The organism is Brevibacterium sp. BRM-1 (genome assembly GCF_026802075.1).
Classification (GTDB): Bacteria; Actinomycetota; Actinomycetes; order Actinomycetales; family Brevibacteriaceae; genus Brevibacterium; species Brevibacterium rongguiense.
This window is the reverse complement of record NZ_CP113788.1, coordinates 625942-640322: the sequence shown is the minus strand read 5'-3', so window position 1 is coordinate 640322 and position 14381 is coordinate 625942. Positions and strand designations below refer to the sequence as shown.

Here is a 14381-nt window from a genome sequence, read left to right as displayed (position 1 = left end):
TCGATGTATGAGCGATGTGCTGAAGCTTGAGGGCGTGAGCGTCCGGCGCGGAGACAATCGGCTGCTCGACGGCCTGTCGGTGAAGATCGAGGAGGGCCAGCACTGGGCCGTGCTGGGCCCCAACGGCGCGGGCAAGACGACGTTCCTCGAGATCGCGGCCGGCCGGCTCTTCCCCACCCAGGGCGAGGTCGAGATCCTCGGCGAGCGGCTGGGCCGCGTCGACGTGTTCGAGCTGCGCCCGCGCATCGGCTACGCCTCCGCTTCGCTGGCCCGCCACATCCCCACGGGTGAGACCGTCGCCGATGCCGTCGTCACGGCCGCCTACGGCGTGCTCGGGCGCTGGACGGAGGAGTACGACGAGCTCGACGTCGAGCGCGCCCACGACCTGCTCTCCGCCTTCGGCGTCGACGAGCTGGCCGAGCGCCGCTTCGGCTCCCTGTCCGAGGGCGAGAAGAAGCGCGTCCAGATCGCCCGCTCGCTCATGACCGATCCGGAGCTGCTGCTCCTCGACGAGCCGGCCTCCGGCCTGGACCTGGGCGGTCGCGAGGAGCTCCTCGCCGCGCTCACGGAGATCCTCAGCGACCGCCACGCGCCGGCCACGATCATGGTCACCCACCACGTCGAGGAGATCCCGGCGGGCACTACCCACCTGCTGCTCATCAAGCGCGGCCGGGCCGTGGCCGCGGGCCCGCTCGAGGAGGCCCTCACGCAGGAGAACCTCTCCGAGGCCTTCGGCATGCCCATCTCCCTGGCGCAGAGCGACGGCCGCTACCACGCGCAGGCCACCGCTTGATGGACACGTTGCAGATCGTCCTCATCCTGCTCGCAGGGGTGGGCGCGGGGGCGATCAACGCGGTCGTGGGCTCCGGCACCCTCATCACGTTCCCCGCGCTCGTGGCGTTCGGGGTGCCGCCCCAGACCGCCACGATGAGCAATGCGATCGGCCTCATCCCGGGCAACATCGCCTCCTCGCTGGGCTACCGCGAGGAGATTCGCGGGCAGGGCCGGCGCCTGCTGGGATGGGTCCCGGCCTCCGTGCTGGGTGCGCTGACCGGCGCCTATCTGCTCGTCCACCTGCCGGAGACTTCGTTCGAGGCGATCGTGCCGGCGCTCATCGTCGTGGCGCTCATCATGGTGATCGGCCAGCCCGCACTCCAGTCGTACCTGAAGAAGCGCAAGGCCGCCGCGGCCGCCGCCGGCAAGGAGGTCGCGGAGGCCGCCGAGCCCGGCCACGAGTCCGTGGGCCGCAAGATCGCCGTCTTCCTCGCGATCTACGCCACCGCCGTCTACGGCGGTTACTTCGCCGCCGCGCAGGGCATCATCCTCATCGGCCTGCTCGGCATGCTGCTCACGGATCCGCTGCAGCGCATCAACGGGATCAAGAACGTCCTCGTCCTCGTCGTCAATGCCGTGGCCGCGGCCAGCTACATCATCGTGGGCTTCGAGAAGATCAACTGGCTGGCCGCGCTGCTCGTGGCGATCGGCTCGCTGTTCGGCGGCTACATCGGCGCGCGGGTGGGCCGCCGGCTCAACCCGGTCGTGCTGCGCTGCATCATCGTCGTGCTGGGCCTCGTCGCGCTCTGGCGCATCCTCCAGATCCACTGAGCCGGGCATGGGACTGAGGCGGTCATGGGACTGAGGCGGGCGTGAGCACGCAGAAGAAGCCGGAGCCTGCCGCCGCCGAGGTGCGGGCCCAGGCCGCCGCCCACGGCGTCGACCCCGCGCGGCTCGTCTTCGTCGACGACGCCGCCGATGCCCGCCTGGCCGACTACACCCAGCTCACCGACGTCGCCCTGCGCCGCGTGCGCGAGCCGGCCGAGGGCATGTTCATCGCCGAGTCGGAGAAGATCATCCGCCGGGCGCTGGCGGCGGGCATCGCCCCGCGCTCGTTCCTCATGACGCCCCGCTGGTTCGCCGGCATCGCCGATGTGCTGGGCGGAAGCTCTGCGGCGGCGGGGGAGGGGCAAGCGGGGGCGCTGGGGGAGGAGGCTCCCATCTTCATCGGCTCGGCCGAGGTGCTCGAGTCGCTCACCGGCTTCCACCTGCACCGCGGTGCGCTGGCGGCGATGGCCCGCCCGGTGCTGCCGACGGTCGAGGCGGTGGTCGCGGGCGCCCGGCGCGTCGTCATCGTCGAAGACGTCGTCGACCACACGAACCTCGGCGCGATCTTCCGCTCGGCCGCCGGGTTGGGCGTCGACGCCGTGCTCATCACCCCGCGCAGCGCCGATCCGCTCTACCGGCGCTCCATCCGGGTGTCGATGGGCACCGTGTTCCAGGTGCCGTGGACGCGCATCGACCCGTGGCCCGGTGGCCTGGCCGCCCTGCGCGCGGCGGGCTTCCACACGGCCGCGCTCGCGCTCGACGAGCGCGCGGTGAGTCTGCGCGAGTTCGCGCGCAGTGCTCCGGAGCGCGTGGCGCTCATCATGGGCACCGAGGGCGACGGGCTGCGCCGCTCCACACTCGAGGCGGCCGACTCGACCGTCCTCATCCCCATGGCAGGGGGCGTCGACTCCCTGAACGTCGCGGCCGCGACGGCGGTGGCCTGCTACGCACTGCAGCAAGACTGACGGACGACACAAAGGAGCAACGATGACGATCACCCGCGAGGACCTGGGCGCCGCCCTCGAAGCCGGCGCCATCACCGGCGAGGTCGCAACGCCCCGGGAGAACAACCTCGACCACATCCGGCGCTTCCTCGCCGGGGAGCGGCAGTTCGACTTCGGGGTGGAGCTCACCCGCGACTGGGACTTCGACTCCGTCTTCGATCTCATGGTGAACCGCTGCGGGCTGCGGCCGGAGCGGGACTTCACCGAGGGCGTCGACACGATCTCCACGCAGCGCTGCATCGAGGGACTCGGTGCCCTGGGCACAGCGGTCGAGGAGGTGGCTGCGGCCGGCGGCCGGATCCTCTTCGCCACGGGCCACCCCGCGGGCCTCATGCCCGTGCACATGGCGGTGGCGGACTGGGCGCGCTCGCTGGGCGCCCAGCTCGTCGAGCCCGACGGCATGATCGAGGTGCCCGCCCTGGGCGGCGACCTCCGCCGCATCCGCGGGGTGTGGTTCTGGCAGCTGCACGGCGGCATCCCGCACACGCACCTCACCGAGCCCATGGAGCGCCTGCTCGCCGAGCTCGTGGCGCGCGGCGAGCCGGCTCCGGACCTCGTCGTCGCCGACCACGGCTGGGCCGGGCGCGCCGGCTCCGCGGGGCTGCGGACCATCGGCTACGCCGACTGCAACGACCCCGGCCTCTTCGTCGCCGAGGCGCAGGGCCAGCTCGAGGCGACGATCCCGCTCGACGACGATGTGGTCCCCACCCTCTACGAGCCGCTCATCGACTACGTGGTGGGCGGCGGCTGGAAGGCCTGAGGCCCCCAGCCCGAACGGGGCTCAGACCTCGACTGCCAGGTCCTCGACCACCTCGGCGGCGGGGAAGGCGGCCAGCGCGGCACCGGAGAGCACGATCTTCGACCCGCGGATGCCCGAGCCGATGATGATCGCATCGGACTGGGCCACGCGGGCATCGACGAGCACCCGGTAGTGCGCGGGCAGCCCCAGCGGCGTGATCCCGCCGTACTCCATGCCCGACTCGCCCACCGCGCGGTCCATCGGCAGGAACGAGGCCTTGCGCACGTCGAGCAGCTTGCGCACGCGCTTGTTCACGTCCGCGCGAGTGTGGGCGAGGACGACGCAGGCGGCGATCCGCTCGTCCTCACCGCGCGTGCCGGCCACGAGCACGCAGTTGGCGGAGTAGCGCGGATCCAGGCCGAGCGCCTCGTTGAGGGCTGCGGTGTCGGCGAGGTCCGGGTCGATGGCGAAGACATCGATGGCGGCATCGGCAGACTGGGCTGACTGGGCTGCGGCGATGGCCTCCGCGGTGGGGGCGGCGAGCAGCTCGAGGTGCTCGGCGGCGGGCAGGGGCGTCACTGTGTCGGGCAGGAAGTTCCACGTCATGCACGCCACACTAGCGGCGGCGCGGCGCGCGGTGGGATCGGCGCGTCACATGCGGTAGAGTTGAGCGTCGGCCCGCGGGATGCGGCTTGCTGCGCCTGCGCGGCGAGCGACATCGCTGGGCCCGCCTAAATTCGGACACTGGCCGGCGGCGCGAGCCGCACCAGGGGTCCTGACGAATTCAAGCAAAGGATACGCATGCGCAAGGACATCCACCCGGATTACCAGCCGGTCGTCTTCAACGACCTGGCCTCCGGCACCAAGTTCCTCACCCGCTCCACCGTCAAGGCGGAGAAGACGATCGAGTGGGAGGACGGCAACACCTACCCCCTCATCGACGTCGAGATCTCGTCCGCCTCGCACCCGTTCTACACGGGCAAGCAGCGCATCCTCGACTCCGCCGGCCGCGTGGAGAAGTTCAAGGACCGCTACAAGAGCTTCGGCAAGCGCGGCTGACCCTCAGCCTCACAGGGCGCCGCGACTGCAGCCGCCCACTGTGCTCCGCGAGGGCACACAGCCAAACGGCCCCGGGATCGCCCGGGGCCGTTTCGCTTTGCTGGGCCTTTTCGCTGTGCGAGGGCGCTTTGCTGTGCAAGTGCGCCTTGCGTGCGGATCGGGGGCAGAGCGAGAGGCGGCAGGCCCCGTCCTTCGCGCAGAAGCGGCGAGCGGGGAGCAGGCGCCGCTCAGGCGACCCGCACCTCGACGGCGGGGGTGGGGGCCACGCGCCACGCGGCGTGGTTGAGCGAGTTGACGCCCGTGGCGTTCGGCACGGAGGCCGCGATCCCATGGGCCACCCGCTCCTTGGCGGAGACCACCGCGTCGAGCACGCTGCGGCCCGTGGCCAGGCCCGCCGCGATCGAGGAGGCGAACGAGCAGCCCGCCCCGTTGACGAGCTCGTCGTTGACCTTCTGCGAGCTCAGCGTGGTCAGCGTCGTGCCGTCCCACACGACGTCCACGGCCTGGGCGCCTCCCAACCGCGCGCCCCCCTTGACGACGACCGTGCCTGCGCCCTGCGCATGGATGGCCTTGGCCGCCTCGACCATCTCCTCGACGCTCGTGAGGGACTCGGCACCGGCCAGCAGCGCGGCCTCGGCGAGGTTGGGCGTGATGACGGTGGCCTGCGGCACGAGGTGCTCGACGAAGAGGTCCTTGAGGTCGACCATCGTGCCCGCGCCCTTGCACACGAGTACGGGGTCGAAGACATAGGGCAGGCGGTTGTCGCGCAGGCGGCGGCTGAGCATGAGCGCCGTGTCCACGGACCCCAGCATGCCGGACTTGATGGCGTCGAAGCGGTGGATGGCCAGCGCGGACTCGAGCTGCTTGGCCACGAGGCCCGTGTCGAGGAACGCGATGTCGTGGGCGAAGCCGCCCGCGCTGTCACCGCTCCCATCCTCGCCCTCACCGTCGGTGCCCGCCGCCTCGCCCGTGCCGAACGTCACGATGCACGTGATCGCAGCGGCGCCGAACACGCCGTACTCCTCGAACATGGCGAGGTCGGCCTCGAGGCCGGCGCCGCCGGAGACATCGGAGCCGGCGATCGTGAGGGCACGCGGGGTGGACGAGGTCATGGGCGGAACTCCTTGGAGCAGAGGGTGCGGATCAGGGCAGAGCAGGGGCGGTGCCGTGCGGGGCGCTCCCGTCTCGCGGCCGCCTCATGCGCCGCCCGGATAGCCCAGCTGGCGCCAGGCCTCGTAGACGGCGATCGAGGCGGAGTTCGCCAGGTTGAGCGAGCGCCGCGAGGGCAGCATGGGGATGCGCACCCGCAGGTCGATGTGCTCATCGGCCACGACCTCGGCGGGCAGCCCCGTCGATTCCTGCCCGAACATGAGCACGTCGTCGGCATCATAGGACACGTGCTCGAACCGCTCGGACGTGTGGGTGGTGAAGGCGATGACGCGCCGGCCGCCCAGCTCGTCCCACAGGTGGGCGAGGTCCGGGTGGACGCTCACGTGCGCGAGGTCGTGGTAGTCGAGGCCCGCCCGCCGCAGCTTCGCGTCGCTCAGGTCGAAGCCCAGCGGCTCCACGAGGTGCAGGTGGGCCCCCGTGACCGCTGCCAGGCGGATGGCGTTGCCGGTGTTGCCGGGGATCTCCGGGGTGTGGAAGACGATGCTCAGGCTCATGGTGGCACCAGCTTACGGGGCCGCCCGCCTGCGGCTGCGGGGTGCATGCGCCGCGGGATCGGCCCGGCCTAGAAGACGATCTGCGCAGGCGGCGGGAACTCGTCGAACACCCCGCCCTGCACGGGGGCGAACTCGAGCATGCGGGGCGTGCGCTCGTCTGCGAAGAGGAGGAGGATGCCGCCTTCCGACGAGGCCATGAGGGGGCTCCCACCGCCACCGCCATCGACACCGGGCATCCCGGTTCCCGCCGCCGAGGCGCCGCTCGCCTCGTCCTCCGGGGTCAGGGTGATCGTGGGGCAGGTGCCGCAGCCGCACGTGTCGGTGACGACGAGGCCGCCGACGGCCGCCCTCCAGCGCTCGCGTTGGGCCGGTGTCACACCGGAGGTGGCAGCGGAGGCCAAGCCCGGCTTGGCCTCCGACGCGTGCTCGATCATGGCGAGCAGGACCGCGGTCTCCCGCTCGGTGAGGGGGCGAGGCTGCCCGGGCGGTCGCTCTGCTGTGCGGCGGGGCATGGGGCTACGGTACTGCGACCCGCGCGGGCGCCCACCGCTTTCGAATCGCGTCCCGGCCTTGCCGCGGGCTGTGCCCGCAGGGCCGGCGGTCTCGCCCCGGCAGCTTCAAAGTCACTGCCCCCGCTGCCTCGGTCGCGCCACCGCGTCGCCACATCCACAGGTCACCCTGCCCGCCAGGGCCCCTGAACTGGGGATTCGAAGAGGATTCGAATCGGGCTTGCCTCATTCGAACTGGCGTTCGATACTGGATGCCATGTCCGCACGCCCCGCAGCCGATCTCCAGGCGCTCACCGCACAGCTGAGCAGCCTGCCGGGCGTGCGCACCGGCCGCGAGCTGTTCGCCCAGCGGCCCGCCTTCCCCGTCAGCGAGGTGCTGGGCCCTCTGTTCGCCAGGGGCGGGCTGCCCCAGGGCGAGATCGTCCAGTTCACGGGCCCCCACGCGCTCTCGCTGGCGCTGGCGAGCGTCGCACGGGCCACGCGGGAGCAGCACTGGGCCGCGGCCGTGGGCGTGGGGGAGCCAGCCGTGGCCTCGGTGGCGGACTTCGGCGTGGACCTCGAGCGCTTCATCAGCCTGCGCACCCCGGGGGAGGACTGGCTGCGCGTCGTGTCCATCCTCGTCGAGACGTTCGACATCGTCATCGCCCGCCCCGCCTTCGCACCCTCGGCCGCGCAGCGCGCGCGGCTGGCCGCCAAGGTCCGCGAGCGGCGCATGACACTCATCAGCCTGGGCCCCTTCGCCGGAGCCGCGGAGCAGATCGCAACGGAGCCCGGCCAGTGGACGGGCACCTCGGCGGGGTGGGGGCGCCTGCGGCGCTGCGCCGTCACGGCCACCCACCCCCGCACGGGTGCCCACCGCCTCCTGCTGCCCGCGGACACGGGAGCCGCCGAGGCGGTGGTCCGGGCTGTCTGAGACCCCACCGGCGCTCACCGCACCCCCGCCCGCCGCCGCGGCGGCCCAGCGCACGCTCATCCTCACCGTCCCGGACTGGCCCGCGGCGGCCCTGGCCATGTCCCTGGGCCTGGGGCCCGCCGAGCCCGTCATCGCGCTCTCGGCCAACCGGGTGGTCGCCTGCACGGCCGCCGCCCGCGCGGCCGGCGTGGAGGTGGGGCTGAACAAGCGCGCCGCGCGCACCCGCTGCCCGGCCGCCCGCGCCCTGCCCCGCGACACCGAGGCCGAGCACCGCGAGTTTGCGGCGGGGATCGGAGTCCTCGAGGGGCTCATCGCCCGCTTCACGCTCATGGCCCCCGGCACGGTGGCCCTGCCGGCGGCCGCCCTGGCGCGCACGTGCCCGGACGAGGAGGCCGCGGTCGAAGCTGTCCTCACCGCCCTGACCGATGCGACCGGCTGGGAGGTCTTCGCAGGCCTCGCCGACTCCGCGTTCGCCGCGCTCCTGGCCGCCCGCACGGCCACGCGCGTGCCCCCGGGGCAGACGCCCGACTACCTTGCGGGCCAGCCGATCGCCGCGCTGACGGAGGCCGATGCGGACTTCGCCGAGTTCGCCTCCCTGTGCCGCAGGCTGGGCCTCGACCGGCTGGGCGATCTCGCCGCCCTGCCCGGCGGGGACGTCTACGCCCGCTTCGGGGCCGTGGGCGCCCGCGCCCACCGGCTGGCCTCGGGACTGAGCGACCGGCTGCCCGTCGACCACGTGCGCGCCCGCGACTTCTCCGCTCGCACCGTAGTCGAACCCGCCTCCACCCGCTCCGATGTGCTCTCCTTCAGCGCCCGCCAGGCGGCCGCCGCGCTCTTCGCCCAGGTCCGCGCGGCCGGGCTCGTGTGCGCACAGGCGACGATCGCGCTCACCGCCGCGACGGGGGACGTGAGCGCGCGCACCTGGCGCCTGGAGGCCATGGAGGAGACCCAGCTCGCGGACCGGGCGCGCTGGCAGGCGGAGGGCTGGCTCGCCTCGGGCGCGGTGGGGGCGGCCCAGCCGGACCCCGGGGATGCTCCCGCGGAGCTCGCCGAGGACGGCATCGCCGCGATCGAGATCACCGCCGCCGAGCTGCTCGAACCGCTGGCGGCCCAGCACAACCTCTTCGATGCCCAGACCGGCGAGGTGGGGCGCACGCTCGAGCGGCTCCAGGGCCTCTTCGGCGCCGATGCCGTGCTGGTGCCCGGCCTGCAGGGCGGGCGCGAGCCCGCGGAGACGAACCTGTGGACCCCGTGGCGGCAGGCCCCGCACCCCGAGCGCGACCCCGATGCACCCTGGCCCGGTGAGCTGCCCAGCCCGCGGCCCACGCTCGTCGAGCACACGCCGGTCGACCTCCTCGATGCGCGCGGGCACACGGTCATCGCCCGCCCTTCGGGCCTCGACAGCGAGCCCGCGCTCCTGGCGATCCCCGAGGCCGGCTCGGTGCCCGTCATCGACTACTCGTCGAGCTGGCCGGTCGAGGCGATGTGGTGGGAGCCGGAGTACCGCCAGTATCGGGTGCGCCTCCAGGTGGTCACCGCCGCCGGTGAAGCGCTGCTGCTGGCCAAGGAACAGGGCCAGTGGGCGATCACGGGGCGCTGGGCATGAGCCGCTTCTTCAACCCGCGCACCACGTGGTCGGAGCTCGAGCGGCGGCTCTCGTCCAAGCCCGCGCCCGCGGGCAAGCAGGACAGCGGCGCCCGGCCCAGGACCGAGCCCGGGGCAGGGTCCGAGGCCGATTCCACCGGGGGAGAGGCCGATCCCACCGGGGGACAGGCGCATCCCGGGGCCGAGGTGCGCGCCGGCGGGCAGGCCAATGCCCCGGCCGCTCGGCCCAGCCCGCCCTCGCAGCAGTCCGACTCCCGGCAGCAGCCCAATTCCCGGCAGCAGTCCAACACCGGGCAGCCCGCACCCATCGCCGACCGCAAGAGCGCGCCCCGGCGCTACGAGGACGAGCCGACCACCGCCGCCCGCACGGCCCCCGCGCGCCGCACGGCCCCCGCGCACCGCGCCGCTCCTGCCGCGGTGCCCCCGCCGGTCTCCGTGGGGCCGAGGGGCTCCGATGGGCCCGGGCGCTCTGTCGGCCCCGGTGCGCGGCCGGCCCCGGCGGCCCCCGAGAGCACGGGCGCCTGCAGTGCCCCGGTGCCCACTCTGCGGCACGCGGCCCCCGCGATCGCCTACGCGGAGCTGCACGCGCACTCGGACTTCAGCTTCCTCGACGGCGCCTCGGAACCGGAGGACCTCGTCGATGCGGCGGCCGATGCGGGGCTGTCCGGGCTCGCGCTCACAGACCACAACGGCCTCTACGGCGCCGTCCGCTTCGCCCAGCGCGCGGCCGCGCGCGGCCTGCCCACCGTCTACGGGGCGGAGCTCTCCCTGGGGCTGGCCGAGCGGATCCCCGGCCAGGTGGACCCGGCCGCCGAGCACCTCCTCGTGCTCGCCCGCAGCGTGGAGGGCTACCGCGCCCTGTCCGCCGCGATCACCGCGGGCAATCAGCGCGGGGAGAAGAACCGCCCGGTCTTCGACCTCGAATCCCTCGCTGCCCAGCGCGCCGACTGGCTCATCCTCACCGGCTGCCGCAAGGGACCCCTCCTGCCCCGCCTGGGCGATCCGGACGGCGGGCTGGGCGCGCTGCGGCGGCTCACGGACCTCTTCGGGACAGACCGGGTCGCCGTCGAGCTCACCCGCACCGGCGACCCGCGCGATGACGAGCGCATCGCCCACCTGCGCGAGCTCGCGGCCCGCTGCGACCTGCCCGCCGTGGCGACGAATGCCGTCCACTACGCCGGGCACGCCCAGTTCCGCGGCGCCCAACTGCGCGCGGCGATCCGCTCCCACCGCTCGCTCGAACAGCTCGCGGGCTGGCTGCCGCCCGCCGCGGCCGGGCGCATCCACACGCCGGAGGAGATGGTCCAGCGCTTCGGCCCGGAGCCCGTCGCCGCGGCCGCCCGCCTCGCCGCCGAGTGCGCGTTCGAGCTCACGGCCGCCCGCGCGGGCCTGCCCCGGGCACCCGTGCCGGAGGGGGCGGATGAGATGGAGCGGCTGCGCGAGCTCGTCGCCGCCGGGGCCCTGCGCCGCTACGGCGACCGCGCCGGACGCCCGGACGCCTGGGCGCTGCTCGACCGGGAGCTCGCCACGATCGAGGCGATGGGCTTCGCCGGCTACTTCCTCATCGTCTGGGACATCGCCCGCTTCTGCCACGACAACGACATCTTCTGCCAGGGCCGCGGCTCGGCCGCGAACTCCGCCGTCTGCTACGTCCTGGGGATCACCGCGGTCGACGCCGTGCGCTTCGGGCTGCTCTTCGACCGCTTCCTCTCCCCGGAGCGGGAGGGCTATCCGGACATCGACATCGACATCGAGTCCGCCCGCCGCGAGGAGGTCATCCAGTACACCTACGCCCACTACGGCCGCGACCGCGCCGCCCAGGTGGCCAACGTCATCACCTACCGCGCCAAGTCCTCCGTGCGCGACGCCGCGGGCGCCCTCGGCTACGACCCCGGCCAGCAGGACGCGTTCTCCAAGGGCCTCGCGCGCTGGTCGAGCCTGCCGGAGCCCGCGGAGACCCAGGTCCCCGCCCCCGTCCTCGACCTCGCCGGGGAGCTCCTGGGCACCCCGCGCCACCTGGGCATCCACTCCGGCGGGATGATCCTCGCGGACCGGCCCATCGGCGAGGTGGTGCCCATCGAGCCCGCCACGATGGAGGACCGCACGGTCGTCCAGTGGGACAAGGACGACTGCGCGGCCATGAACCTCGTGAAGTTCGACCTGCTGGGCCTGGGGATGCTGGGCGCGCTGCACGAGATGGTCGACCTCGTCGCCGCGCACACCGGAGAGCGCATCGAGCGGCCCGCCATCCCGCAGGAGGACCCGGAGGTCTACGACATGCTGTGCGCGGCCGATGCGGTGGGCGTCTTCCAGGTGGAGTCCCGCGCCCAGCTGGCCACACTGCCGCGCCTGCGCCCGCGCACCTTCTACGACCTCGCGGTGCAGGTGGCGCTCATCCGCCCCGGCCCCATCCAGGGCGGCTCCGTCCACCCCTACATCCGCCGGCGCCAGGGCGAGGAGCCCGTGGACTTCCTCCACCCCGCGCTCGAGTCCTCGCTCGGCAAGACGCTGGGCGTGCCGCTGTTCCAGGAGCAGCTCATGCAGATGGCGATCGACGTGGCGGGATTCTCCGGGGCGGACGCCGACGAGCTGCGCCGGGCCATGGGCTCGCGGCGCTCCCAGGCGCGCATGAAGGCGCTGCGCGAGCGCTTCGACGCGGGCTGCGCCCAGCGGGGGATCGGACCCGAGCTCGCCGAGGTCATCTTCGACAAGATCGCGGCGTTCGCCAACTACGGCTTCCCGGAGAGCCACGCGATCAGCTTCGCCAACCTCGTCTACGACTCCGCCTGGTTCAAGCGCCACCACCCCGCGGCGTTCACGGCCGGCCTGCTGCGCAGCCAGCCCATGGGCTTCTACTCGCCGCAGTCCCTCATCGCGGACGCCCGCCGCCACGGCGTGGGCATCCGGCCCGTCGACATCGCCCGCTCCCAGGAGGAGGCGGACCTCGAACCGGACCCGGACTCCACGGGCGGGTTCGCCATCCGGATCGGCCTGCGCGCGGTCAAGGGCGTGGGCGATGCCGCCGAGGCGCTCGTCGCCGAGCGCGCCCACGGCGCCTACGGAAGCGTCGAGGACGTGGCCCAGCGCACCGGGGTCGAGGTGCGCGTGCTCGAGGCCCTGGCCACGGCGGGCGCATTCGACTGCTTCGGGCTCGACCGCCGGCAGGCCCTGTGGCTCGCCGGCTCGCTCTCCGGGGCCGGGCCGGCGACCCTGCCGGGCACCTCGCCCGTCCACACGGCGCCCGCCCTGCCGCTCATGGGCGCCTTCGACGTCACACTCGCGGAGCTCTTCGCCACGGGCCTCACGGTCGACGGGTACCCCACACAGCAGCTGCGCGGGGCGCTGCGGGCCCGGGGGTACGCCTCGACCGCGGACGCCCGCGCGGCGTCCGACGGCCAACGGATCACCGTGGCCGGCATCATCACGCACCGTCAGCGGCCCGGGACCGCCTCGGGGATCACGTTCATGAACATCGAAGACGAGTTCGGGATGCTCAACGTCGTGTGCAGCCCGGGGCTCATGAAGCGCTTCGCTCCCATCTCGCTCACCCGCGCCACGCTCGTCGTCACGGGCCTGCTCCAGCGCGCCGGCGAGGTCGTGAGCCTCTACGCGCACAAGCTCGTGCCGCTCGACGTCGAACTGCCCGTGGCCTCGCGCAACTTCCGGTAGGCGCCGGGCCGCGCACCCGAGCCCGCGCGGTGGGGCCGAACGCCTCCGCGGCTGCGATCAGGAGCCTGCGATCATGGGGCCATGGAGCAGCTGACGGCCGATGGGCGGGCATTCGCCCTTGCCCGTGCCCGGCGCGACGATGTGGGGGCCATCGTGGCCCTGCTGGCCGACGACCCGCTCGGCCGCGAGCGCGAGACCGCGGACCGGGAGCAGTATCTCGCCGCGTTCGATCGGATCGACGCGGACCCCCAGCAGCTGCTCCTCGTGATCGCCGACGAGGGCGGGGACGTCTGCGGCACCCTGCAGCTCACGCTCATCCCGGGTCTGGCGCGCGGCGGCGCCACGCGGCTGCAGATCGAGGCGGTCCGGCTCGCCGCGGGCGTCCGCGGCACGGGCCTGGGCACCGCCGCCTTGAACTGGGCACACGCCTGGGGTCGCCGGCACGGTGCGGTGCTCGCCCAGCTGACCTCCGATGCCACGCGCACCGGGGCCCACCGCTTCTACGCCTCACTGGGCTACGCGGCCAGCCACACGGGATTCAAGCGCCCCCTCTGAGCCCGCCACCCTGCCCCGCCCCCATCCGCGGGGCCGAGACGCTCGCGGACGCGCACCCGTGGGCGGGCACCCGCTAGGGTCCACCCCATGGAAGAGCGCGACCTCGCACTGCCCGCCCCGTACGATGCCCCCGGTGTCTTCGCCTTCCTGTCCCACCGCGCGATCCGCGGTGTCGAGCACGCGCAGCGGCTGCCGGGCGGCCGCCTGCGCTACGCCCGCACGCTCCACCTGCCGGGCGGCCCCGGGGCCTGCGAGGTGACCTTCGCGCCGGCGCCGCGCACACCCGCAGCGCAGGTGACGGCAGCGCACGCGCCGGCCGCCGAGGCACCGGCCACCCAGCGCTGGGCCGCCCGCGCCCGCCTGGAGCTGGCCCGCGAGGACGACGCGGATGCCGCGCTGGCCACCGTGCGCGCCCTGTTCGACCTCGACACGGACCCGGCGGCGGTGGGCGCCGCACTGGCGGGCAATCCGCTCACCGCGCAGGCCATCGCCGCGCGGCCGGGCGTGAGGGTGCCCGGCATCCCGGATGCGCCCGAGGCCCTGCTGCGCGCGATCAGCGGGCAGCAGATCGCCGTGGCCCGGGCCGTCGGCTACCTGGGGGAGGCCGCCGAGCACCTCGGCACCCCCTACCGGCCCGGGGGCTCCGCCAGCGCCTTCGAGGGGCTCAGCGTGCTCGTCCCCACCGCCGCCCAGCTGGCCGAGGGGATCCCACCGGCCGTGCCCGGCAAGCCCGATCCCGCTCGCCCCCTGCGCCTGCCGGCCCGCAGCACCGAGGCGATCCGCGCGCTCGCCGCGGACCTCGCCGCCGGCCGGCTGGTCCTGGAGTCCGGTGCACGATCGACAGGAGCGGACGCGAGCGCGGACGACCCGGCCGCCGCGCTGAGCGCCTATGCGGGCGTGGGCGAGTGGAGCGCCGGCTACGTGCGCATGCGCCTGCTGCGCGACCCGGACGTGTGGCTGGGCGGGGACATGTACCTGCGCGGCATCGACGCGGAGGGCTGCCGGCCCTGGCGCTCCTACGCCGGCATGCTCGTCTGGCTCTTCTGAGGCCCCGCCCGGCCG

14 protein-coding genes are annotated in these 14381 nt (G+C 74.0%); 10 read left to right on the top strand and 4 right to left on the bottom strand.

Annotation, left to right across the window (positions count from 1 at the left end; translation table 11 throughout):
- The first annotated feature begins 7 nt into the window (after positions 1-7).
- The 4 genes from BRM1_RS02805 to BRM1_RS02790 all read left to right on the top strand — a co-directional run bounded on the left by BRM1_RS02805 (position 8) and on the right by BRM1_RS02790 (position 3366).
- On the top strand, positions 8-793 hold the full coding sequence (locus BRM1_RS02805) for an ABC transporter ATP-binding protein (RefSeq protein ID WP_268527969.1): 786 nt from the start codon (positions 8-10) through the stop codon (positions 791-793).
- Positions 793-1605, top strand: coding sequence for a sulfite exporter TauE/SafE family protein (locus tag BRM1_RS02800; protein ID WP_268527967.1), 813 nt, complete (start codon positions 793-795; stop codon positions 1603-1605). Before BRM1_RS02805 ends, BRM1_RS02800 begins: the two co-directional genes overlap by 1 nt.
- An 80-nt stretch (positions 1606-1685) precedes the next feature.
- Entirely contained in the window at positions 1686-2567 is an 882-nt protein-coding gene (locus BRM1_RS02795; protein ID WP_442864350.1) for a TrmH family RNA methyltransferase, read from the top strand.
- A gap of 22 nt (positions 2568-2589) precedes the next feature.
- On the top strand, positions 2590-3366 hold the full coding sequence (locus tag BRM1_RS02790) for a phosphatase (protein WP_268527963.1): 777 nt from the start codon (positions 2590-2592) through the stop codon (positions 3364-3366).
- Positions 3367-3387: 21 nt separating this feature from the next.
- Here the strand turns inward: BRM1_RS02790 and BRM1_RS02785 are convergent, their stop codons facing one another.
- Positions 3388-3951: a YbaK/EbsC family protein gene (locus tag BRM1_RS02785; RefSeq protein WP_268527960.1), complete on the bottom strand. Its 564-nt coding sequence runs from the start codon at positions 3949-3951 to the stop codon at positions 3388-3390.
- A gap of 195 nt (positions 3952-4146) precedes the next feature.
- On the opposite strand from BRM1_RS02785, the gene BRM1_RS02780 reads away from it, so the two are divergent.
- Positions 4147-4404: a type B 50S ribosomal protein L31 gene (locus BRM1_RS02780; protein WP_160952398.1), complete on the top strand. Its 258-nt coding sequence runs from the start codon at positions 4147-4149 to the stop codon at positions 4402-4404.
- A gap of 227 nt (positions 4405-4631) precedes the next feature.
- On the opposite strand, the gene thiD is transcribed toward BRM1_RS02780, so the two are convergent.
- The 3 genes from thiD to BRM1_RS02765 all read right to left on the bottom strand — a co-directional run bounded on the left by thiD (position 4632) and on the right by BRM1_RS02765 (position 6580).
- Complete coding sequence (thiD, locus tag BRM1_RS02775) at positions 4632-5516, bottom strand: bifunctional hydroxymethylpyrimidine kinase/phosphomethylpyrimidine kinase (protein ID WP_268527957.1); 885 nt, start codon at positions 5514-5516, stop codon at positions 4632-4634.
- 84 nt (positions 5517-5600) lie between these two features.
- Positions 5601-6068 (bottom strand): tRNA (cytidine(34)-2'-O)-methyltransferase, encoded by a 468-nt coding sequence (locus BRM1_RS02770; RefSeq protein ID WP_268527954.1) that lies wholly within the window; start codon positions 6066-6068, stop codon positions 5601-5603.
- 68 nt (positions 6069-6136) lie between these two features.
- Entirely contained in the window at positions 6137-6580 is a 444-nt protein-coding gene (locus tag BRM1_RS02765) for a hypothetical protein (protein WP_268527951.1), read from the bottom strand.
- Positions 6581-6833: 253 nt separating this feature from the next.
- On the opposite strand from BRM1_RS02765, the gene BRM1_RS02760 reads away from it, so the two are divergent.
- From BRM1_RS02760 to BRM1_RS02740, 5 genes are all read left to right on the top strand, one after another.
- Positions 6834-7490 (top strand): porin, encoded by a 657-nt coding sequence (locus tag BRM1_RS02760; RefSeq protein WP_160952394.1) that lies wholly within the window; start codon positions 6834-6836, stop codon positions 7488-7490.
- Entirely contained in the window at positions 7426-9096 is a 1671-nt protein-coding gene (locus BRM1_RS02755; protein WP_268527948.1) for a Y-family DNA polymerase, read from the top strand. Before BRM1_RS02760 ends, BRM1_RS02755 begins: the two co-directional genes overlap by 65 nt.
- Positions 9069-12764, top strand: a complete 3696-nt coding sequence (locus BRM1_RS02750) for an error-prone DNA polymerase (protein ID WP_268527945.1) — start codon at positions 9069-9071, stop codon at positions 12762-12764. The genes BRM1_RS02755 and BRM1_RS02750 overlap by 28 nt, the downstream gene beginning before the upstream one ends.
- Positions 12765-12845: 81 nt before the next feature.
- Positions 12846-13319 carry a GNAT family N-acetyltransferase gene (locus tag BRM1_RS02745; protein WP_160952393.1) on the top strand — a complete coding sequence of 158 codons (474 nt, stop codon included), beginning with the start codon at positions 12846-12848 and terminating at the stop codon, positions 13317-13319.
- Between the two features lie 87 nt (positions 13320-13406).
- On the top strand, positions 13407-14366 hold the full coding sequence (locus BRM1_RS02740) for an AlkA N-terminal domain-containing protein (protein ID WP_160952392.1): 960 nt from the start codon (positions 13407-13409) through the stop codon (positions 14364-14366).
- Positions 14367-14381: the final 15 nt, after the last annotated feature.

Bases quoted from the DNA above. Each gene is read 5' to 3' on its own strand.
- BRM1_RS02805 (WP_268527969.1), top strand. From the start codon at position 8: ATGAGCGATGTGCTGAAGCTTGAGGGCGTGAGCGTCCGGCGCGGAGAC.
- BRM1_RS02800 (WP_268527967.1), top strand. From the start codon at position 793: ATGGACACGTTGCAGATCGTCCTCATCCTGCTCGCAGGGGTGGGCGCG.
- BRM1_RS02790 (WP_268527963.1), top strand. From the start codon at position 2,590: ATGACGATCACCCGCGAGGACCTGGGCGCCGCCCTCGAAGCCGGCGCC.
- BRM1_RS02785 (WP_268527960.1), bottom strand. From the start codon at position 3,951: ATGACGTGGAACTTCCTGCCCGACACAGTGACGCCCCTGCCCGCCGCC.
- BRM1_RS02780 (WP_160952398.1), top strand. From the start codon at position 4,147: ATGCGCAAGGACATCCACCCGGATTACCAGCCGGTCGTCTTCAACGAC.
- thiD (WP_268527957.1), bottom strand. From the start codon at position 5,516: ATGACCTCGTCCACCCCGCGTGCCCTCACGATCGCCGGCTCCGATGTC.
- BRM1_RS02770 (WP_268527954.1), bottom strand. From the start codon at position 6,068: ATGAGCCTGAGCATCGTCTTCCACACCCCGGAGATCCCCGGCAACACC.
- BRM1_RS02765 (WP_268527951.1), bottom strand. From the start codon at position 6,580: ATGCCCCGCCGCACAGCAGAGCGACCGCCCGGGCAGCCTCGCCCCCTC.
- BRM1_RS02760 (WP_160952394.1), top strand. From the start codon at position 6,834: ATGTCCGCACGCCCCGCAGCCGATCTCCAGGCGCTCACCGCACAGCTG.
- BRM1_RS02745 (WP_160952393.1), top strand. From the start codon at position 12,846: ATGGAGCAGCTGACGGCCGATGGGCGGGCATTCGCCCTTGCCCGTGCC.
- BRM1_RS02740 (WP_160952392.1), top strand. From the start codon at position 13,407: ATGGAAGAGCGCGACCTCGCACTGCCCGCCCCGTACGATGCCCCCGGT.